General features: G+C 61.2%; 16 protein-coding genes. 8 read left to right on the plus strand and 8 right to left on the minus strand.

Annotated features, from left to right (window positions below):
• Nucleotides 1–150: 150 nt before the first annotated feature.
• The 7 genes from AAEZ10_RS26845 to AAEZ10_RS26875 form a co-directional block, all read right to left on the minus strand.
• Complete coding sequence (locus AAEZ10_RS26845; RefSeq protein WP_003225615.1) at nucleotides 151–396, minus strand: 4Fe-4S dicluster domain-containing protein; 246 nt, start codon at nucleotides 394–396, stop codon at nucleotides 151–153.
• A 27-nt stretch (nucleotides 397–423) separates the two neighbouring features.
• A complete protein-coding gene (locus AAEZ10_RS26850; RefSeq protein ID WP_122692742.1) occupies nucleotides 424–2,154 on the minus strand; it encodes a fumarate reductase/succinate dehydrogenase flavoprotein subunit in 1,731 nt (576 codons plus the stop codon).
• Nucleotides 2,151–2,903: a GntR family transcriptional regulator gene (locus tag AAEZ10_RS26855; protein ID WP_130928173.1), complete on the minus strand. Its 753-nt coding sequence runs from the start codon at nucleotides 2,901–2,903 to the stop codon at nucleotides 2,151–2,153. Before AAEZ10_RS26855 ends, AAEZ10_RS26850 begins: the two co-directional genes overlap by 4 nt.
• Nucleotides 2,904–3,118: 215 nt before the next feature.
• Entirely contained in the window at nucleotides 3,119–4,084 is a 966-nt protein-coding gene (locus AAEZ10_RS26860) for a Gfo/Idh/MocA family protein (protein WP_336463625.1), read from the minus strand.
• Nucleotides 4,085–4,093: 9 nt separating this feature from the next.
• Nucleotides 4,094–4,981: a Dyp-type peroxidase gene (locus AAEZ10_RS26865; RefSeq protein WP_122751398.1), complete on the minus strand. Its 888-nt coding sequence runs from the start codon at nucleotides 4,979–4,981 to the stop codon at nucleotides 4,094–4,096.
• A 74-nt stretch (nucleotides 4,982–5,055) separates the two neighbouring features.
• Complete coding sequence (locus tag AAEZ10_RS26870; protein ID WP_350571736.1) at nucleotides 5,056–5,793, minus strand: DUF72 domain-containing protein; 738 nt, start codon at nucleotides 5,791–5,793, stop codon at nucleotides 5,056–5,058.
• Between the two features lie 10 nt (nucleotides 5,794–5,803).
• The gene (locus tag AAEZ10_RS26875; protein WP_024012702.1) at nucleotides 5,804–7,591 is read right to left on the minus strand and encodes a thiamine pyrophosphate-requiring protein; all 1,788 of its coding nucleotides are present in this window, start codon (nucleotides 7,589–7,591) and stop codon (nucleotides 5,804–5,806) included.
• 181 nt (nucleotides 7,592–7,772) lie between these two features.
• Here AAEZ10_RS26875 and AAEZ10_RS26880 point away from each other — a divergent pair, with 181 nt between their 5' ends.
• The 4 genes from AAEZ10_RS26880 to AAEZ10_RS26895 all read left to right on the plus strand — a co-directional run bounded on the left by AAEZ10_RS26880 (nucleotide 7,773) and on the right by AAEZ10_RS26895 (nucleotide 13,107).
• Nucleotides 7,773–8,276 carry a cupin gene (locus AAEZ10_RS26880; RefSeq protein ID WP_280038543.1) on the plus strand — a complete coding sequence of 168 codons (504 nt, stop codon included), beginning with the start codon at nucleotides 7,773–7,775 and terminating at the stop codon, nucleotides 8,274–8,276.
• A 232-nt stretch (nucleotides 8,277–8,508) separates the two neighbouring features.
• Nucleotides 8,509–9,348: a glutathione-dependent disulfide-bond oxidoreductase gene (gene yghU, locus AAEZ10_RS26885; protein WP_073474857.1), complete on the plus strand. Its 840-nt coding sequence runs from the start codon at nucleotides 8,509–8,511 to the stop codon at nucleotides 9,346–9,348.
• Nucleotides 9,349–9,617: 269 nt separating this feature from the next.
• Complete coding sequence (locus tag AAEZ10_RS26890) at nucleotides 9,618–11,786, plus strand: TonB-dependent siderophore receptor (RefSeq protein ID WP_073474859.1); 2,169 nt, start codon at nucleotides 9,618–9,620, stop codon at nucleotides 11,784–11,786.
• 127 nt (nucleotides 11,787–11,913) lie between these two features.
• Nucleotides 11,914–13,107 (plus strand): GAF domain-containing sensor histidine kinase, encoded by a 1,194-nt coding sequence (locus AAEZ10_RS26895; protein WP_122601807.1) that lies wholly within the window; start codon nucleotides 11,914–11,916, stop codon nucleotides 13,105–13,107.
• Nucleotides 13,108–13,115: 8 nt separating this feature from the next.
• Here the strand turns inward: AAEZ10_RS26895 and AAEZ10_RS26900 are convergent, their stop codons facing one another.
• A complete protein-coding gene (locus tag AAEZ10_RS26900) occupies nucleotides 13,116–14,048 on the minus strand; it encodes a helix-turn-helix transcriptional regulator (protein WP_041478660.1) in 933 nt (310 codons plus the stop codon).
• A 541-nt stretch (nucleotides 14,049–14,589) separates the two neighbouring features.
• Here AAEZ10_RS26900 and AAEZ10_RS26905 point away from each other — a divergent pair.
• The 4 genes from AAEZ10_RS26905 to AAEZ10_RS26920 all read left to right on the plus strand — a co-directional run bounded on the left by AAEZ10_RS26905 (nucleotide 14,590) and on the right by AAEZ10_RS26920 (nucleotide 18,512).
• Nucleotides 14,590–15,939, plus strand: coding sequence for an MFS transporter (locus AAEZ10_RS26905; protein WP_056785134.1), 1,350 nt, complete (start codon nucleotides 14,590–14,592; stop codon nucleotides 15,937–15,939).
• Nucleotides 15,940–16,038: 99 nt separating this feature from the next.
• Complete coding sequence (locus tag AAEZ10_RS26910; RefSeq protein WP_125916076.1) at nucleotides 16,039–16,731, plus strand: fumarylacetoacetate hydrolase family protein; 693 nt, start codon at nucleotides 16,039–16,041, stop codon at nucleotides 16,729–16,731.
• Nucleotides 16,732–16,765: 34 nt separating this feature from the next.
• Nucleotides 16,766–17,524: an SDR family oxidoreductase gene (locus AAEZ10_RS26915; protein ID WP_073474868.1), complete on the plus strand. Its 759-nt coding sequence runs from the start codon at nucleotides 16,766–16,768 to the stop codon at nucleotides 17,522–17,524.
• Nucleotides 17,525–17,555: 31 nt separating this feature from the next.
• Entirely contained in the window at nucleotides 17,556–18,512 is a 957-nt protein-coding gene (locus tag AAEZ10_RS26920) for a 2-hydroxyacid dehydrogenase (protein WP_350571741.1), read from the plus strand.
• The last annotated feature ends 745 nt before the right edge of the window (nucleotides 18,513–19,257 follow it).

Below are 19,257 nucleotides of genomic sequence, written 5' to 3' on the forward strand. Positions count from 1 at the left end.
CTAACAGTCAGAATCGAGCCTTGTCCCTCCTCCTCCCTTCAAGTCCTACCATACAAGCGAGCCTGCTCGCGAAGGCGGCGGGTCAGCACCATCATTGTTGAATGAACGATTGCTTTCGCGAGCAGGCTCGCTCCCACAATGGATTTGGGGTCAACGCAACAAATAGGGGATGTCGACCTTCACCGCCCCCGTCGGGCAATCCTTCTCACACGGCATGCAGTACCAGCATTCATCGAACGCCATGTAGGCCTTTTGCGTGGCCGGGTTGATCGCCAGCAGGTCCATCGGGCAGACGTCGACGCACACGGTGCAGCCCTTTTCCGCGATGCATTTGTCCTCATCGACAGTGACCGGCGCGTTGGAGCGGAAGAAGATTTCCTGAGCTTGATAAGCCATGTTTCGGACTCTCTGAAAAATGATGTCTCAAGCGGCGAAGGCGCCGACCCGCAGGCGGTCGTAAGCCTGCATTTCCTCGGCGTCGAGCGGGATGATGTAGGGCTCGACGGCCTTCTTGAAACTGGTCATCTGGCCGTCCTCGCCCTTCTTCAGATGGCAGTGGCAGAACCAATCGGCGTCGTTGCGTTGCGGGTGATCGACGCGATAGTGGTACAGGCCCCAGCGGCTTTCGGCGCGGAACAACGAAGCGCGGGCGGCCATTTCGGCACAGTCGCGGATCACGCTGGTTTCCATCGCTCGCATCAGTTCGTGAGCGTTGTTGGCTTTCATCTGCTCGAGATCGCGCTCGATGTCGCTGAAGCGTTGCAGGCCGATCTGCATTTTTTTGGTCACTTTCGGCGGTTGCAGGTAATCGTTGACGAAGCGCCGCAGCTTGTACTCGACCTGCGCCGGCGGCAGACCGTCCTGGCGATCGAGCGGCGCGTAAACCCGGGCCTGTTCCTTGGCGATCTGCTCGCTGTCCAGTGCGGAAAACTCGCGGCCGGCGACAAATTCCGCGGCGTTGTGCCCGGCGAACCAGCCGTAAGTGAACGCGCCAAGCATGTAATTGTGCGGCACCGCAGCCATGTCGCCGGCCGAATACAAGCCTTTCACTGAAGTCTCGGCACGCTCGTTGACCCACACGCCGGACGCCGAGTGGCCGCTGCAAAAGCCGATTTCCGAAATGTGCATTTCAACCATCTGCGTGCGGTAGTCGGTGCCACGGTTGGCGTGGAACTGGCCACGGCTCGGGCGCTCATTGCTGTGCAGGATTTCCTCGATATTCTGGATGGTTTCCTCGGCCAGGTGATCGAGTTTGAGGAACACCGGACCGTTGCCGCTTTCCAGTTCCTGGTGAAATTCCCACATCATCTGCCCGCTCCAGTAGTCGCACTCGATGAAGCGTTCGCCCTTGTTGTTGGCGGTGTAGCCACCCAGCGGGCCGGTGACGTAGGCGCAGGCCGGGCCGTTGTAATCCTTGATCAACGGGTTGATCTGAAAACACTCGAGATTGGCCAGCTCAGCGCCGGCGTGATACGCCATCGCGTAGCCGTCGCCCGCATTGGTCGGGTTTTCGTAGGTGCCCATCAGGTAGCCCGACGACGGCAGACCGAGGCGTCCGGCCGCGCCGCAGGCGAGAATCACTGCTTTGGCCTTGATCACATGGAAGTCGGCGGTGCGGCAATCGAAGCCCATCACACCGTTGACCGCGCCCTCCTCGTCGGTCAGCAAACGCGTGCAGACCAGGCGATTGGTGATGCTCACCCGCGCACGTTTCAACTGCCGATACAGGACTTTCTTGATGTCGTGCCCTTCCGGCATCGGCAGCACATAGGCGCCCATGTGGTGGACCTTTTTCACCGCGTAGTCACCGGTTTCGTCCTTCTCGAACTTCACGCCCCAGCGGTCGAGTTGTTCGATGGTTTCAAAACTGTGCGTCGCATAGGCGTAGACCGCCGCCTGATTGACGATGCCGTCATTGGCGATGGTGATTTCCTTGGTGTACTGCTCCGGCGTCGAGTGGCCGGGAATGATGGCGTTGTTCAGGCCGTCCATGCCCATGCTGATCGCGCCGCTGCGTTTGACGTTGGCCTTGTCGACCAGCAAAACGCGCAAATCGCGGTTCTTCTCTTTGGCCTTTATCGCCGCCATCGGCCCGGCCGTACCGCCGCCAATCACGACGATGTCGTATTCCTGCTCTAGAACGTTGCGGGTCATGCCTGCTCCCCTTTTTGCCGGTCGATCCGCAGGCGGTACTGGAACGCATCGCCACGGTAATAAAGGTGTTCGAAGTCCAGCGGCTGGCCTTGGGCATCGTAGGTCAAGCGCTCGATGCGCATGATCGGCGAGCCCGCTTCGACGGCGAGTGCCTGGGTCAGGTCGCTGTCGGCCAGCACTGCGTCGATGGCCAGATCGGCGTGGCCGAGGGCGATGCCGCAGTCGTTTTCGAGGATCAGAAAGATGTCGCGGGTGACCAGATCAGCCTTCTCCAGTCGCTCACCGACCGTTTTAGGCAGGTAGGTGATTTCCAGCGAGATCGGCTCGCGATTGATCAGCCGTACGCGTTTGATCTGCGCGACGATTTCACCTTCGGCCACCTGCAGACGCTCGGCGACACGCTTGTCGGCCGGAATGAATTTGAAACTGCGCAGGCGGTTGATCACCTCGTAGCCGCGCCCGGTCATCGACTCGGCGAGGCCTTGCAGGCTGCTGACGTTCTGAAAGGTTTTCGGCTTGGCGACGAAGGTGCCCTTGCCATGGATCTTGAAGATCAGGCCTTCCTTTTGCAGATCACCGAGTGCCTGGCGCACGGTGATGCGGCTGACTTTGAACAGTGCACCGAGTTCGCTTTCGGAAGGCATCTGGCTGTCTTGCGGGTATTCACCGTCGAGAATCCGCGCACGCAGGACATCGCGCAGTTGGGTGTGCAGCGGAACGCTACTGAGGGAGAGAACGTTATCGGTCATCGTCGGATCACTTGTTATAACGAGTTATGACGTGATCTTAGAGACGTTATGACGAGGTTGAGAAATATTGTTTGGGCATAACCTTAGATGCGTGTTGCGCCAGAAGACCTGTGGGAGCGAGCCTGCTCGCGAAAGCATTCTGATCAGTCAATACCTCCGTGACTGACACACCGCTTTCGCGAGCAGGCTCGCTCCCACAAGGGGTCGTGGTCTACTCAGCGTTTGAGGATCTCGTCCATGACCCAATCGGTCTTGACGGCTTGCTCGGCCACGGCGGGATGCTGTGAATCACCCCGAATATGCGCATTCATCCCCAGCACGTGATGCCACTGAATATGCTCGTGATGAGCGATCTCCAGGCTGATCTGCTCATCGGCATCCAGCTGCACCGGATGCTCGTCAAACACCGAAAACCCGATGCGCCCTTTGCTGCCGATGATCTCGACCCGATCCTCACGCCGGTCCGCAACAAAGTTCCAGCAGCCCATGCCCAGCGCTCCGGAGGCGAACCGCCAGGTGGCGCTGACCGCATCTTCCGCCGCGTACAGACCCGCCTGACGCGCGGTGAAACCGGCGACTTCAACGATGTCGCCAAGCAGATACTGGAACAGGTCCAGGCCATGGCTGGCCAGGTCGGCAAAGTAGCCGCCGCCAGCCACCGCCGGGTCGGTGCGCCAATTATCGCGACCCTCAAGATCAGCCGGCGACGGCGCTTTGGTCAGCGTCCAGCTCAGATGGCGGACATCGCCGATGCGCCCCTCCTCCAGCCATTGCCGCACCTGGGCAAAACGCGGTAGCGAGCGGCGGTAATACGAGACGAACAAGTGCAGACCGGCAGCGGCAAACGCTTGCTGCATCTCGCGGCTTTGCCCGGCGTTGAGCGCCATGGGCTTTTCCACGCAGCAATGCTTGCCGGCGGCGGCGACTTTCAGGCTGTAGGCGTGGTGGCTGTCGGGCGGTGTGGCGATGTACACCGCGTCCACTTCGGGATCGTTGATCAGCGCATCGACGTCGGTATAGACGCGGCTGATACCGTGGCGCGCGGCGTAGTCGGTCACCGCTTCGAGGCGTCGGCCCATCACCGCAACCAGTGCCGAACCGGGCGCCTTGTAGAAGGCCGGCCCGCTCTTGCGTTCAGCGACACTGCCGCAACCGATCATGCCCCAGCGCACCACGTTCATGTGCAGTCCTCAGCCGATGCGCAGCGCGCGTAGATCAAGACGTCCGTCCTTGAGCGGCGGGCACCAGTAGTAGCCGCCGGTGATTGGCCGGCTGATCTGGTACAAGCCATCGGCAATACCGTCCTCCAGGCCGCTCATGCGCCGCAGTTGTGCTTCGAAAGCATCCAGCGAGAAACCGAAAGCGAGGAACATCAAACCGGCGCGATCGCCTTCGATCCATGGCATCGAGCGACGCACCACGAACGCTTCCGGCGCAAAGCTTTCCTGCGCGGTGCGTTTCACGTGGGCGGAGATCGGCGCGTCGTCGATTTCTTCGTTATCGCTCAAGCGCCGTCCCATGATGTCGTCCTTGGCGCCGGCAGACAGGCGATGAAAACCCTTGAGGTCGTGCTGCCACTGCTGGATCGCGGCGAAGCTGCCACCGACCAGCCCGTCCGCGCCACTGCTCAGCAGCGCGGCGGCGACAGCGGCGTCATCGTGGGGGTTTTCCGTGCCGTCCTCGTACCCGGTAAGGTCGTGGCCGTCCATGTGGCGGAAGGCTTCCTGCATCTCGACCAGACGCAAGGCCGGGGCCAGCGCGGCTTCGATAGCGTTGCAGCGGTTGAGCAGCTCACCCCGGTCGACACCGTGCAACCAGATCCACAGGGCATGCTGGGTCGACGGGTTATTCACGCCAACGCCGGTCAGCGCCGGGAAGCTGCGCAGGCCAGCGATTTCGACATTCAGCGCCTTGGTCAACGACTCACCAAAGCCAACCACCGCCGACTTGCCATCCACCAGCATCAGCAGGCTGTCGATCACTTGCGGCAAGGCTTCAACCGACGCCAGGGCGAAAAACAGATGACGTGCTTGCGCAGGAACAGGGGTAGCGAGAATGCCCGGCTGGTAGTAACTCATGTGAACTCCTTGAAAAAGTGCGCGGAGTTTACCTGTAGCCGGATCGTTTGTGTGGGTGGCGAGAGCGTCGTCGTTCAGCGTTCACCGCCTTCGATCAACGCCCTCAAAGTCAGCGCATCGGCCGTGGCGGCACCGCTGGCGGTGTTGTCGAAGATGCACCAGATGTCTTTGCCGTCGGCCTTCGCGCGCCGCAGGTTCTGAGCAAGCTGTTGCAGATAGGCCGCTTCATAAGCGCTGTGATAAATCCGTGGCGAGCCGTGCAGGCGCCAATACTGCAGGCCTTGCCAGCCACCCGGTGCGGTGTCGGTGCTGATCCGCGAGGGATTGACCACCGCCTGGGCAATCTGCAACTCCACCAGCATTGCCTCAGCCTCAGTCCACGATTCGTGTCGCGGCTCCAGCACTACCCTGCCCTTGAACCGCTCGCGCAGGGCATGAAAAAACGCTTCGGCCACCGGCGCATTGAAGGCAAGTTTCGGTGGCAGTTGCACCAGCAGGCAGCCGAGTCGATCTCCTAAGCCCTGGCACTGGCCGAGAAACTCATCGAGCGCGGCCGCGCTGTCCGCCAGCCGCTGTTCATGGGTGATGAGCTTCGGCACTTTCACTGCGAAGCGAAAGTCCGGCGCTACCGAGTCGGCCCAGCGCTCGTAGGTCTGACGCCGATGCGGGCGATAGAACGAGCTGTTGATTTCCACACAGTTGAAGCGCGCGGCGTAGCGTTGCAGGTGCGTGCCTTCGGCGGGGAATGCCGGCCAGTGCTCGCGCCCGAGACTCCAGCCGGCGCAACCGATGTAGATGGTGGACTCGTTCAAGCGCACACCGTCATTTCTTCCCGGGCAACACGGCGCCCAACACCTGCTTGGCGGTCTGCACGATCACCCCGGCTTCGTCCGGATCGCCCTTGAGCAGGGTCGTGGCGAATTTCTTCGCTTGCTCAAGCTTGATGTGCGGTGGCAGCGGCGGCACGTTCGGGTCGGTCTTGAACTCAATCAGCACCGGCACTTCCGAGGCGAGCGCTTGCTCCCACGCAGCTGCGACCTCCTCCTCACGATCAACGAAAATGCCCTTCAGACCGATGGAAATCGCGAACAGGTGATATGGCACATCGGGAATGCTCTGCGACGCTTCAAACTTGGGATCGCCCTCCATCACCCGCTGCTCCCAGGTGACCTGGTTCAGATCTTCGTTGTTGAACACCGCGCAGATCCATTTCGGGCTCTGCCATTGCCGCCAGTATTTGGCGACAGTGATCAGCTCGGCCATGTTGTTCATCTGCATCGCGCCATCGCCGACCAGGGCAATGACCGGGCGCTCCGGGAAGGCGAACTTGGCCGCGATCGCATAGGGCACCGCCGCGCCCATTGAGGCCAGGCCACCGGACAACGAGCATTTCATGCCGCGACGGATTTTCAGGTCACGGGCGAACCAGTTGGCGCAGGAGCCAGAGTCGCTGGTGATAATCGCCTGCTCGGGCAAACGCGGTGACAACTCGTAGACCACCCGTTGCGGATTGACTGGATCGGCTTTGGCCATGGCGCGTTTTTCCAGGGTTTTCTCCCAGCTGCTGCGCCAGCCTTCGATCTTCTTGCGCCACTTGTTCGAGGTTTTCTGTTCCAGCAAGGGCAGCAACGCGGCAAGGGTTTCGGCTGAATCACCGACCAGATTGACCTCCATCGGATAACGCAGGCTGAGCATGTCCGGCTGCAAGTCGATCTGCACGCCGCGCGCCTGGCCTTCCTTGGGCAGAAACTCGGAATACGGGAAGCCCGAACCGATCATCAGCAAGGTGTCGCACTCGCTCATCAGCTTGTAGCTGGGCTCGGTGCCGAGCAGGCCGATGCTGCCGGTGACCCACTGCAAGTCATCGGGGAGTGCCGCCTTGCCCAGCAAGGCTTTAGCGACACCGGCACCGAGTTTTTCTGCCACGGCGATGACCAGGTCGGTCGCCTCCAGCGCACCGGCACCGACCAGAATCGCGACTTTCTCGCCGCTGTTCAGTACCTCGGCGGCGCGTTGCAGATCGGCGGCATAAGGAACGACTTTCGGCTTGCTGTAGCCGACGCCGGAATGCGCGGTGCCATGGGCGCGCGCCGGTTGTTCGTAAGGCAGGTCCTGCAAGTCATTGGGCAGAATCAACGCGGTGACGCGGCGCTCGCCGACCGCAGTGCGCACCGCGCGATCAAGCAGATGGCGCACTTGCGACGGCGCCGAAGCCTGCTGCACAAACGCACCGGCGACATCCTTGAACATCGACACCAGATCCAGTTCCTGCTGGTAGTGACTGCCCAGCGCCGTGCGTGCCTGCTGACCGACAATGGCCAGCACCGGCATGTGGTCCATGCGCGCGTCGTAGAGGCCGGTGATCAGGTGCGAAGCGCCGGGACCCGAGGTGGCGATGCAAACGCCCAGCTCGCCGGTGAACTTGGCGTGGGCCGAGGCCATGAACGCAGCCATTTCCTCGTGCCGTGCCTGAACGAATTCGATCTTGCCTTTGGCCCGACTCATGGCGCCGAACACGCCGTTGATGCCATCCCCCGGATAGCCAAAAATCCGCGTCACGCCCCATTCGCTGAGCCGCTCAACCAGAAAATCACCAACTGTCATCGTCATCTTGACCCTCGCCATTTACCGCTGCATGGACATGTAAGGGTCTGGACAGCCTGCTGCGCGATGAAGTTTCGCTGGATTTTCCGGGCATCAACTTCGGCGCCGTGTTTGCGCGGCAATGATTTTTTGAGGCGATTGCCCTGCGCTGCGGTCGACTGATAAATCGAGCGAAGGAGGATTGGCCATGACTGAAGTACAAACCCTGCTGCTGCAACGCAATGGCTGGGTGCCGAACAATCCGCGTCTGCCGGTGCTGATCTACCGCCGTGCGGTGGCCGTCGAGGGCAACGATCCGGCGGCGCGCTTCGAGCAGACCTTCGGCGCCAATGGCTGGCCGGCGCAGTGGCGCTACGGCATTTATGACTATCACCACTACCACACTGAAGGCCACGAAGTGCTTGGCGTGGCGGCCGGGCAGGCGCGGCTGATGTTGGGCGGGCCTGATGGGCAAGTCGTCGACGTCAGTGCCGGGGATGTGTTGTTGCTGCCGGCGGGAACCGGGCACTGCAATCTGGGCTCGAGCGAGGACTTTCTGGTGGTGGGTGCTTATCCGCCGGGGCAGCAGGCGGATATTTGCCGGGCCGCGCCGAGTGATGCGCAGTTGGCGCGGATCGAGGGGCTGGCGTTTCCTGAGACAGATCCGGTGCAGGGAGTCGGGGGTGCGGTTGGGCGGTATTGGAGCCGTTAGGCGCGGCGCCCCCTGCCGACGCTTCGCGAGCAGGCTCGCTCCCACGGGAGATTTGTGCCTGACTCCGAACCTGTGGGAGCTGGCTTGCCAGCGATTGCGGTGGGTCAGCCAATATTGATGCTGGATGTGCCGTCGTCATCGCTGGCAAGCCAGCTCCCACAAGGTAGTGTTCTCAATCCTTTCGAGATACGGTGTCTACCTGTTCTCTCCCAGCATCGACGAGGTCCGTTTCATGAGCAATGCGTCTTACGTTCCGCCCAAGGTCTGGAAACACGAAGCCCCTTCCGGCGGCCACTTCGCCAGCATCAACCGGCCGATCGCCGGGCCGACCCACGATAAGGAACTGCCGGTCGGCAAGCATCCGTTACAGCTGTATTCGCTGGCCACGCCCAACGGTGTGAAAGTCACCATCATGCTCGAAGAGCTGCTCGCACTCGGCCACAGCGAGGCCGAATACGACGCGTGGCTGATCCGCATTGGCGAGGGCGATCAGTTCTCCAGCGGCTTTGTCGAAGTCAACCCCAATTCGAAAATCCCGGCGCTGCTGGATCGCAGCGTCGAGCCGCCGATCCGGGTGTTCGAGTCCGGCTCGATCCTGCTGTATCTCGCGGAAAAGTTCGGCGCCTTGCTGCCCAAGGATCCGGCTGGTCGCACCGAAACCCTCAACTGGCTGTTCTGGCAAATGGGCTCGGCGCCGTATCTGGGCGGCGGCTTCGGGCACTTCTACGCGTATGCGCCGGAGAAGCTCGAATACCCGATCAACCGCTTCACCATGGAAGCCAAACGGCAGCTGGATGTGCTCAACCGCCGTCTCGCCGACAATGCCTATCTGGCCGGCAACGATTACACCATCGCCGACATCGCCGTGTGGCCCTGGTACGGGCAACTGGTGCGCAACAACGTTTACTCGGCGGCGGAATTTCTCGCCGCGCACGAGTACACCCATGTGCAGCGCTGGGCCGAAGAAATCGCCAAGCGGCCAGCGGTCATGCGTGGGCAGCGAGTGAATCGCACCTGGGGTGATGAAGACAGTCAGGTGCCGGAGCGGCATGGGGCGAAGGATCTGGACTGATTTCAGAAAAAGCGCATCACCCTGTGGGAGTGAGCCTGCTCGCGAAAGCGGAGTATCAGACAACGCATCTGTTGAATGACACACCGCCTTTGTTGGCAGGCTCGCTCCCACATTTGCTTCTGGAGGCTATCAACCCTAATTGTGAAAAAATCGTTAACTAACTAACCCGTACGGGTTTATCCCCTGAGAAACTTCCGACATACTAATGCGAATAATTCTTACACGCACTCGTATCAGTATTGTTTGGGTACTCCTGGGGAAGCAGATAGATGTCGTTTCACACCAATCACCGCCGCTCGAACCTTTCACCTAACCTCCTCGCCATCGCCATCGGCATGGCCAGCATCGCTCCTGCGTTGGCTGAAGAAACCGCAGCCACTGCGCCCGCCAACGGCCCGCTGGAACTGCAAGCGACCGAAATCGGCGCCACGCAGATGAGCAGCACCACCGAAGACACGCAGTCCTACACCACCGGCCCGATGCAGACCGCGACCAAGCTGTCGCTGACCATGCGCGAAACGCCGCAGGCGGTGACGGTAATCACTCGTCAGCGCATGGACGACCAGAACATGACCAGCGTCAACGACGTGGTGCGCGGCACGCCGGGGCTGTTCCTCAGCGAGGCCAGCGGCCCGGGCCGGCAGACTTACAAGGCGCGCGGTTTCGACATCGACAACATCATGTACGACGGCCTGCCCAGCTCGTATTCGCCGTACACCCTGGCGGTGCAACCGAACCTGGCGATGTTCGACCGAGTGGAAATCGTCCGTGGCGCAACCGGCCTGGTCACCGGTGCCGGCAACCCGTCGGCGGCGATCAACATGGTGCGCAAGCGTCCGACCGCTGATCAGCGCGTGACCCTCACCGGCGCCGCCGGCAGCTGGGATGACTACCGTGGCGAAGTCGACGCCTCCAGCCCGCTGAACGACAGCGGCACCCTGCGTGGCCGGGTGGTGACGTCGTATCAGGGCGCCGACAGCTTTCGCGACAAGGAAGAAAACGATCACGGCCTGTTCTACGCCATCGGTGAAGCCGACCTGAGCGACAGCACCACGGCGACCCTCGGTTTTTCCCGACAGAACGATCAGACCAACTATTTCTGGGGCGGTCTGCCGATCGGCGAAGACGGCCACCACCTTGATCTGCCCCGCTCCACCTATCCCGGTACCGATTGGGAGAACCGCAAGCTGCAAGTCGACACCGTATTCGGTGAAGTCGAACACCGTTTCGACAACGACTGGAAACTGCATGTTGGCGGTTCCACTTCGACAACCGAGGGCGAATTCTCCGGCACGTATTTGTCGCGCTACGACGGCCCGCTGGAAACCACCGCCTATCAATCGCACCACACCGACAAGCAACGCGCCTTCGACGGTTTCGCCAGCGGCCCGTTCGAAGCGTTCGGCCGTACCCACGAGTTGGTAGTCGGCGCCAGCAATCGCGTGTACGACGCCACCACCAAGGAATACGCGCCCTACGACACCGGCCTGCCGATCGCCGCGCCCAAGCCTGACTTCGTGCGTAGCGGCAAATCGCGCAACGTCACCACTCAGGACGCGGTTTACCTGACCACGCGCTTGAGCCTGGCCGACCCGCTGACGTTGATTCTCGGCAGTCGTCTGGACTGGTATGACTACGACGATCGCAGCGCCGACGGCGACTTCAAAGTCACCCGCAACCTGACCCGTTACGCCGGCCTGATCTATAAACTCGATGACCATCACTCGGTCTACGCCAGCTACACCGACATCTTCACCCCGCAAACCCAGAAAGATCTCGGCGGCAAAGTGCTCGAGCCGATCGTCGGTGAAAACTACGAAGTCGGTATCAAGGGCGAATATTTCGACGGTGCGCTGAACGGCAGCGTGGCGGTGTTCCAGATGGACCAGACCAACCGCGCCACCCAAGCGGCGACCCAGCTCGGCTGCCCGGAGCTGACCTGCTACGAAACCTCTGGCAAGGTTCGCGCCCAAGGCGTGGACATGGAACTGCAAGGTGCGCTGACCGAGCAATGGCAAGTCGGCGCCGGCTACACCTACACCCGCGCCCACTACATCAAGGACGAAAACCCGGCCAACAATAACCAGAAATTCGACACCGACATGCCCGAGCACCTGTTCAAGGTCTCCACCGTGTATCGTTTCAAAGGCCCGCTGGAAAAACTGCGCGTGGGCGGCAACGTCTACTGGCAGAGCCGCATGTACAACGACATCGCTCTGGCCAACGGCGGCAGCTATCGCCTCGAACAGGGCGGCTACGCGGTCACCGACCTGATGGCCGGTTACGAGGTTAACAAGCACCTCGACCTGCAGGTCAACGCCAACAACATTTTCGACCGCAAGTACTATTCCTCCATCGGCACCGACGTGACCTGGGGCTCGACCGATAACTACGGCACCCCGCGCAGCTACATGATGACGGCCAAGTACAAGTTCTGAGGCGATAGCGCTCAGCAAGCACCACACAGAGCGCCGAGAGTTTTCCCGGCGCCCTTTTTTGCAGGTTCATTAGGCAAGGCCGGCAATTACCGATAGTCTCTGGCGACACTTTCGCGAAGCACCGGCCATGCCCCAGACAGATTTCTCCTCCGACCTCCAGGCCATCGGCAGCATTGACGCTGTGCCGGTGATCCTGAGCATGGTCAAGCACATCACCGGTATGCGCTTCGCCGCCGTAGCGCGGGTCACCGAGAGCAAGTGGATCGCCTGCGCCGTGGATGATTCGATTGACTTCGGCCTGTTGCCCGGCGGCGAACTGGTGCTGGAATCGACGATTTGTCATGAGATCCGTCAGCACCATCAGCCAGTGATCTTCGGCCATGCCAGCCAGCACCCGCTGTTCTCCACGCATCACACGCCGAAAACCTACGGTCTGGAAAGCTACATTTCCATTCCGATCATCAAGGCCGATGGCGAATTCTTCGGCACGCTGTGCGCCATTGATTCGGTGCCGGCGAACCTCGACGACCCGGCCATCGAAAAGACCCTCACCCTCTTCGCCCAACTGATTGCGATGAGCCTGGATACCCAAGGCCATTTGCACGCGACCAAAACCGCGCTGGCCGATGCCAACGAAATGGGCCGTCTGCGCGAGCAGTTCATCGCCGTACTGGGCCATGACTTGCGCACGCCACTCAGTGCCATCCGCATGAGTGCAGATCTGCTGGAAAGCAAAGTCGAGGACAAGCGCTCGCGCACGCTACTGTCGGCGATTCGCACCAGCTCGGTGCGCATGGGCGTGCTGATCGAAAACATCCTCGACTTCGCCCGGGGTCGGCTCGGCAGTGGCATCCCGGTGCAGCGCAAACTGGTCGATGACTTGCAGCAAACGCTGCGCCAGACCCTGGAAGAAATCCAGGTGGCCTACCCGCAGGCGAAATTTATCGATTCGCTGGAGGTGCCGGCCGGGGTCTATTGCGACCCGCTGCGGATCAGCCAGTTGTTGTCGAATCTGCTGGGCAACGCCGTGACCCACGGCTCCACCGCCGAACCGATCGTGCTCAAAGCCTTTGCCGAGGGCGACGAAATCGTTATTTCGTTGACCAATCAGGGCACGCCAATCCCGCCTGCGCTGATGCCGCTGCTGTTCGAACCGTTTTCCCGTTCCGAAGCAGGCCAGCGTCATGAAGGGTTGGGACTGGGCTTGTACATCGCCGGGCAGATTGCCAATGCGCACAACGGCACCTTGAGCGTGACATCTGACCGTGAAACGGGCACCTGTTTTGTCGCGCGCTTCCCTGCCCGCTTCAAGTGGGTCTGAGCGCCGCTCTAAGTATTCAGTGGCGTCTGCGGCGTGTCCGGGTTGAGCTGGCGGCGGCGGAACTGCCCCGGTGGCTGGCCATGAATCTGGCGAAACCGCCGGGAGAAATAGGCCTCATCGGCGAACCCGCACAACCGCGCCACCTCGCCCACCGAGCGCGTGCTGTTGAGCAGGAAATTGCGCGCCGCGTGCATGCGCCGCTCCAGCACCAGCTCGGTGAAGGTCTTGCCGATCTCCTTGCGCAGCCAGTGCGTCAGGTAGGTCGGTGACAGATAGGTCGCAGCAGCGACTTTGATCAGGTTGAGATCAGGATCGGCGATGTTCTTCCGCAAATATTCGAACATGCGGCTCAAAGCGTCGCGACGGCTGTTTTCGGCGGCGTTCTCTTCTGCCAAGCGCTTGAGCGGCTCGGCGTAAAGAAAACATACGCTGCCAATCATCTGCAGCAACAAGCCCTTGAGCATTTCCCGGGTGCCGAACTGACGGTTCTCATCAAGGCTGCGCATCTGCTCGATCAGGCCGCAGACCTGAGCGAAATCCTCATCGCCCAAAATGAAATCCAGATGCTCCTGAAAGCGGAACGGCGACAGTTCAGGCGCGAGCAGGATCGACACCTCTTCCAGATCCATCGGGTCGCATTGCAGGTGCGGCAAGAGAAACGTCTGGGAAAAATTGATGACGATGAAATTGCTGTCTGCGGGATGCGGAATCACATGCACGCGGTGCGGCAGGATGAACGCCAGAGTGTTGCGCGGGAACGGCCGCTGCACGCTGCCGATGTGCTGCACGGTGTCGCCACCGAGGTTGATCTGGATTTGAAAATACTCATGCCGGTGAGGCGCGGTTTCGGCGCGCCGACCCTTTTTGTCGCGAATGTAGAAATCGGTCAATTCGCTGCGTTGCTGCATGACGTAAGTCGGGATACGGCTGGGTGAAGACATGGGCAGAAGGTCCTCCGGGCAGTGAGGTAGCGCCTGTCATCTTGCAGGGTTGGGCGGTGGGCGGCAATGAGTCATACGATGACATTGGTTTTTTTGAAAGAAACCTCGCGATGAGCCTGTCCAAAAAGCGCATTAGCTTAAGAACAGTGATAGTCGTTATTTTTCAGTTGGTTGCGATTTAAATCTGATCTTTATTCTCAAGACAAATCGTATTTATCTTTTTGGACACGTTCGCCAAATCCACTTTTTTCAAGAAAAAACGTTCTAACCCATCGGTTGATTTAGAACCGTTGTACGACCACTGTAATGACCAACGCAGCCCAACCTCTTTCAAAAACAATCAAAGGTGCGCACGTCATGATCCTGCTATTTCCCCTCGCCGCCCCGCCCGACCTCCCCTTGAAATCAGTCGCAGAAAGACGTTCCTGAACGTCTGAAAACCGCGCTGCAACCCGTTCGATTGCCTTGCCCCACACGTTGCGGGCAACGGCATCGGCTGCTCGAAAAATCTCGACTCTTCTAACAATAACGAGGTCTCCGCATGTCCAACTCCCATTCTTCCAGTGCCACGGTGCCGCCGGTGATCGCCGGTGCACGCGATGCCGTTTCGGCGCAGCGTCTGCCTACGCGGCGGCGCTGGTTCATGCTGTCGCTGCTGCTGATCGCGACGATCATCAATTACATCGACCGGGTGAACATCTCGATCGCCGCGCCGTTCATGGCCAAGGACCTGGGCCTGGACAAGATCGAGATGGGCCTGATCTTTTCCGCGTTCGCCTGGACCTATGCCTTGGCGCTGGTGCCGGCCGGCTTCATCGCTGATCGATTTGGCTCGCGCTTCACCTACGGCGTATCGCTGATCAGTTGGTCGACCGTCACCGTTTGCCAAGGTTTCGCCACGGGATTTGCCTCGCTGTTCGGCCTGCGCCTGGCGGTCGGCGCCATGGAAGCCCCGGCTTTCCCGGCCAACAGCCGCGCGGTGACGGTGTGGTTCCCGGCGCGGGAACGCGGGATGGCCAGCAGCATTTACGTGTGCGGTCAGTACCTCGGCACGGCGCTGTTCACCGGCGCGCTGCTGTGGCTGGCGACCACCTTTGACTGGCGCCACGTGTTCTACAGCACCGGCGCACTCGGCATCGTCTTCGGTGTGCTGTGGCTGTACCTGTATCGCGATCCGCTGAACTGCAAGAAGGTCAGCCAGGAAGAATTGAAGTACATCGAAACCGGCGGCGGTCTGGTCAAGAGCAGCCAGGAGCGCACCCGCTTCAACTGGCGGCAGATTGCCGAGCTGTTCAGCTATCGGCAGATCTGGGCGATCTGCATCGGCAAGTTCGCCAGCACCTCGGCGCTGTACTTCTTCCTCACCTGGTTCCCGACCTACCTGATCGAAGAACGCAAACTGACCATGATCAAGGCCGGGATCTTCGCCGTGCTGCCCTTCGTCGGTGCCACGGTGGGGATTCTGCTGGCCGGCATCGTTTCCGACCTGCTGATCCGTCGCGGCTACTCGATGTCGTTTGCGCGCAAGTTGCCGCTGGTGGTCGGTTCGATGCTGGGCATGTCGATCGTGCTGGTGAATTTCACTGACTCCAACCTGATCTGCATCGCCGTGTTGACCATCGCGTTCTTCGCCCAAGGCATCGCGTCCTCGTCGTGGGCGGCGGTGTCGGAAGTGGCGCCGAAAGAGCTGATCGGCCTCACCGGCGGCATTACCAGCCTGGCGGCGAACATCGGCGGCATCGTCACGCCGATCGTGATCGGCGCCATCGTCCACGCCACCGGCACCTTCGCCTATGCCTTCTGGTTCATTGGCGGCGTGGCGCTGATCGGCACCCTCTCCTATTCGTTGTTGCTCGGACGTCTGTACCGCATCGAGCTGAAGGTGCGCTGAGGCGAAAAGCCCGGATTTGTCCAAACGCAGGCGGCTTTCGTCCAACTTCGCCGACGCCAGCCGCCGTACGCTGCCCTTTCAAACAGGATGACCCGCAGGATGAACATGACCGAATACGTCTTTACCCCGGATCTGCCCGTGACCTTGCCGGTCCTCGGCACCGAGCAGCGCTTCCCCGTTGGCCGGGTGTTCTGTGTCGGCCGCAACTACCCATGGCCGGACACTCAAGGCCAGTCGCGCCAGCCGCCGGTGTTTTTCATGAAACCGGCAAGTTGCGTGGTCGATGCCGTCGGCGACATCGCCTTCCCGACAGTGTGCGAGGACTTCGTTCACGAAATCGAACTGGTCGTCGCCATCGGTGAAGGCGGCGCCAATATCCCCGAGGATCAAGCGCTCGCCTACGTGTGGGGCTACGCCGCCGGCCTCGACCTGACTCGCCGCGATGTGCAACGCGCAGCCAAGAGCAACGGCTTGCCGTGGGAAGGCGCCAAGGTGTTCGACGGTGCCGCGCCGATGACTGCCGTCGTCCCGGTGAGCCGCAGCGGCCATCCCGAGGGCGAATTGTGGCTGAACGTCAACGGCGAAGAACGCCAGCGCGACAATCTCGACAGCCAGATCTGGTCGGTCAGTGAAGTAATCGCGCGCATCTCGCAATCCGTGGCCCTGCGCGCCGGCGACCTGATCATGACCGGCAGCCCCGCCGGCGTTGACAGCCTGCAACCGGGCGACGTGATCAGCGCCGGCATCGACGGCATCGGCCACCTGGAAATGCGCGTCGGCCCACGGCCCTGATTCCAGCGGATTGAGAAAAAAGGAGAACAACACTATGACGACCCCTTTGAAAGTTGCGCTGGTGACCGGCGCCGGCAGTGGCATCGGCCGCGCCGTGGCGCTGGGCCTGATGGCTGACGGCTTCACCCTCGTGCTCGCCGGACGCCGGCCCGAGCCCTTGCAAGCGCTGGTCGAACTAGCGCTGAGCCAGGGTCACCAAGCACTGGCGGTACCCACCGACGTGCGTGATCCGGCCAGTGTCGATGTGCTGTTCGCGACCATTGCCGAGGTCTACGGGCGTCTCGATGTGGTCTTCAACAACGCCGGCGTCAACGCCCCCGCCGTGCCGCTGGATGAACTGACCTTCGAGCAGTGGCGCAACGTGATCGACACCAACCTCAACGGAGTCTTTCTCTGCGCTCGCGGCGCGTTTGGGCTGATGCGCAAACAACAGCCGCAGGGCGGACGAATCATCAACAACGGCTCGATTTCCGCACACACACCGCGCCCGTTCAGCAGCGCCTACACCGCGAGCAAACACGCCGTGCTCGGCCTGACCAAATCCCTGGCGCTGGATGGCCGTGAATTCAACATTGCCTGCAGCCAGATCGACATCGGCAATGCCCTGACGGAAATGTCGGTGCGCATGACCAAAGGCGTGCGCCAGGCCAATGGCAGCATCGCCGTCGAGCCGATGGTCGACGTCAAACACGTCGCCGATGCAGTGCGCTACATCGCCGGCCTTCCGCTGTCAGCCAACGTCCTGAACATGACCGTCATGGCCAGCGCCATGCCGTTTGCCGGCCGCGGTTGAGCCGGCCTTTTTATTGCGTAACGAGGTAGCCATGAAGCCAGAAATCCTGCAACTGAGCCCGATCCTGATCCCGGAAATCAACGCGCGTCTGGACGAACTGTTCACCGTACGCCGCTACTTCCAGCAAGCGGACAAACCCGCCTACATAAAGGAACACGGCGCCAGCATTCGCGGCGTCATCACCGGCGGTCACACCGGCATCAGCCAGGCGCTGATGGCGCAACTGCCGAACCTGGAAGTCGTCGCGGTCAACGGCGTCGGCACCGACGCCGTTGACCTGGCCTACGCCCGCGATCGCGGCATCCGCGTCACCGCCACCATCGGCGCCCTCACCGAAGACGTCGCCGACCTCGCCATCGGCCTGCTCATCTCGGTCTGTCGCGGCCTGTGCACCAGCGACCGCTACGTGCGCTCCGGCCAATGGCCACAAAGCCCGACCCCACTCGCCCCGCTGCCCTTGGCCCGACAAGTCTCCGGCATGCGCATCGGCATCGTCGGCATGGGCCGTGTCGGCCGCGCCATCGCCACCCGCGCCGCCGCCTTCGGCTGCCCGATCAGCTACACCGACCTGCAACCGATGAGCGACGTCCCCCACACCTTCGTCGCCGACCTCAAACAACTGGCCCGCGACAGCGACGCTCTGATCCTCGCCGCCGCGGCGGACAAGGGCGAAGCGATCATCGACGCGCAAGTGTTGCAAGCGCTGGGCGAGGACGGTTATCTGATCAACGTCGCCCGGGGCAAACTGGTGAATGAGGCGGATCTGGTAGCCGCGCTTTCGGCTGGGGAAATCGCCGGGGCTGGGCTGGATGTGTTTGTCGATGAACCGAATGTGCCGGAAGCGTTGTTTGGTAATGAACAGGTGGTGCTGCAACCGCATCGGGCCAGCGCAACATTGCAGACTCGCACGCGGATGGGGGAAATGGTGGTGGCGAGTCTGGTTGATACGTTTGCGGGGAAAGTGCCGGTTGGGTGTGTGACGGGGTGAATGGTTGTTTGGGATAGGCTGCAGATTGCGTTGAATCAGTGAAACCCAGCCCCCTCACCCCAGCCCTCTCCCCCCAGGGGGCGAGGGGGAAAGGGAGCCGATCTTCGTTGAATTCAAGAACGAGCTCGACGCAGAGTCTCAGGTCGGCGCATCTTCAACAAACACCTCGACCAAGTCCCCTCTCCTTCTGGGAGAGGGTTAGGGTGAGGGCCGTCCCTGGAGAAACCGGATCGCAAGACAAAACAACACTCCCCAATCATCATCGTGTTGCCTGATACACAGCCATCGCGAGCAGGCTCACTCCTACAGTTTTGATCGGATGCATTCAGTGAGAAAACGGTCGGCTGTCAGGCCGCCTTCGCGAGCAAGCTCGCTCCCACAGAAAAGCAAAAAGCAAAAGCAATCCGCCTCCTGCTTTCACCACTCAATACAATGAGCGCAAGCTCGAGTGGCTCTTGATCCTGGAGCCCGTCGGCAGGCTGAGCGGAGGGATTGATCCGGAGGTGGGAGCGCAGCGACCGTACGACGCAGTCGTACACAGCGGAAGGAGGTGCAGCGAAGCAAACCGTAGCCGCTGCGCCCGGATCGATTCCGGAGCGAAGGTACCCCGAGCCCCAGCGAGCGGGCCGAACGTCAGGGCGCAGCCTTTTGGTTACTTTTTGGCGTTTCGGTGCGTGTCAACGTATCTGTCGCTTCACGGCTGTTTTAGGAGTCTATTACGCCCTTGTTTCAGGGCGCTCTGGAT

It is taken from the genome of Pseudomonas sp. H26/SER47-MNA-CIBAN-0231 (genome assembly GCF_040310465.1).
Taxonomy (GTDB): Bacteria; Pseudomonadota; Gammaproteobacteria; order Pseudomonadales; family Pseudomonadaceae; genus Aquipseudomonas; species Aquipseudomonas atacamensis.

Coding starts and splice junctions, on each gene's coding strand:
- AAEZ10_RS26845 (WP_003225615.1), bottom strand. CDS start 396: ATGGCTTATCAAGCTCAGGAAATCTTCTTCCGCTCCAACGCGCCGGTC.
- AAEZ10_RS26850 (WP_122692742.1), bottom strand. CDS start 2,154: ATGACCCGCAACGTTCTAGAGCAGGAATACGACATCGTCGTGATTGGC.
- AAEZ10_RS26855 (WP_130928173.1), bottom strand. CDS start 2,903: ATGACCGATAACGTTCTCTCCCTCAGTAGCGTTCCGCTGCACACCCAA.
- AAEZ10_RS26860 (WP_336463625.1), bottom strand. CDS start 4,084: ATGAACGTGGTGCGCTGGGGCATGATCGGTTGCGGCAGTGTCGCTGAA.
- AAEZ10_RS26865 (WP_122751398.1), bottom strand. CDS start 4,981: ATGAGTTACTACCAGCCGGGCATTCTCGCTACCCCTGTTCCTGCGCAA.
- AAEZ10_RS26875 (WP_024012702.1), bottom strand. CDS start 7,591: ATGACGATGACAGTTGGTGATTTTCTGGTTGAGCGGCTCAGCGAATGG.
- AAEZ10_RS26880 (WP_280038543.1), top strand. CDS start 7,773: ATGACTGAAGTACAAACCCTGCTGCTGCAACGCAATGGCTGGGTGCCG.
- yghU (WP_073474857.1), top strand. CDS start 8,509: ATGAGCAATGCGTCTTACGTTCCGCCCAAGGTCTGGAAACACGAAGCC.
- AAEZ10_RS26890 (WP_073474859.1), top strand. CDS start 9,618: ATGTCGTTTCACACCAATCACCGCCGCTCGAACCTTTCACCTAACCTC.
- AAEZ10_RS26895 (WP_122601807.1), top strand. CDS start 11,914: ATGCCCCAGACAGATTTCTCCTCCGACCTCCAGGCCATCGGCAGCATT.
- AAEZ10_RS26900 (WP_041478660.1), bottom strand. CDS start 14,048: ATGTCTTCACCCAGCCGTATCCCGACTTACGTCATGCAGCAACGCAGC.
- AAEZ10_RS26905 (WP_056785134.1), top strand. CDS start 14,590: ATGTCCAACTCCCATTCTTCCAGTGCCACGGTGCCGCCGGTGATCGCC.
- AAEZ10_RS26910 (WP_125916076.1), top strand. CDS start 16,039: ATGAACATGACCGAATACGTCTTTACCCCGGATCTGCCCGTGACCTTG.
- AAEZ10_RS26915 (WP_073474868.1), top strand. CDS start 16,766: ATGACGACCCCTTTGAAAGTTGCGCTGGTGACCGGCGCCGGCAGTGGC.
- AAEZ10_RS26920 (WP_350571741.1), top strand. CDS start 17,556: ATGAAGCCAGAAATCCTGCAACTGAGCCCGATCCTGATCCCGGAAATC.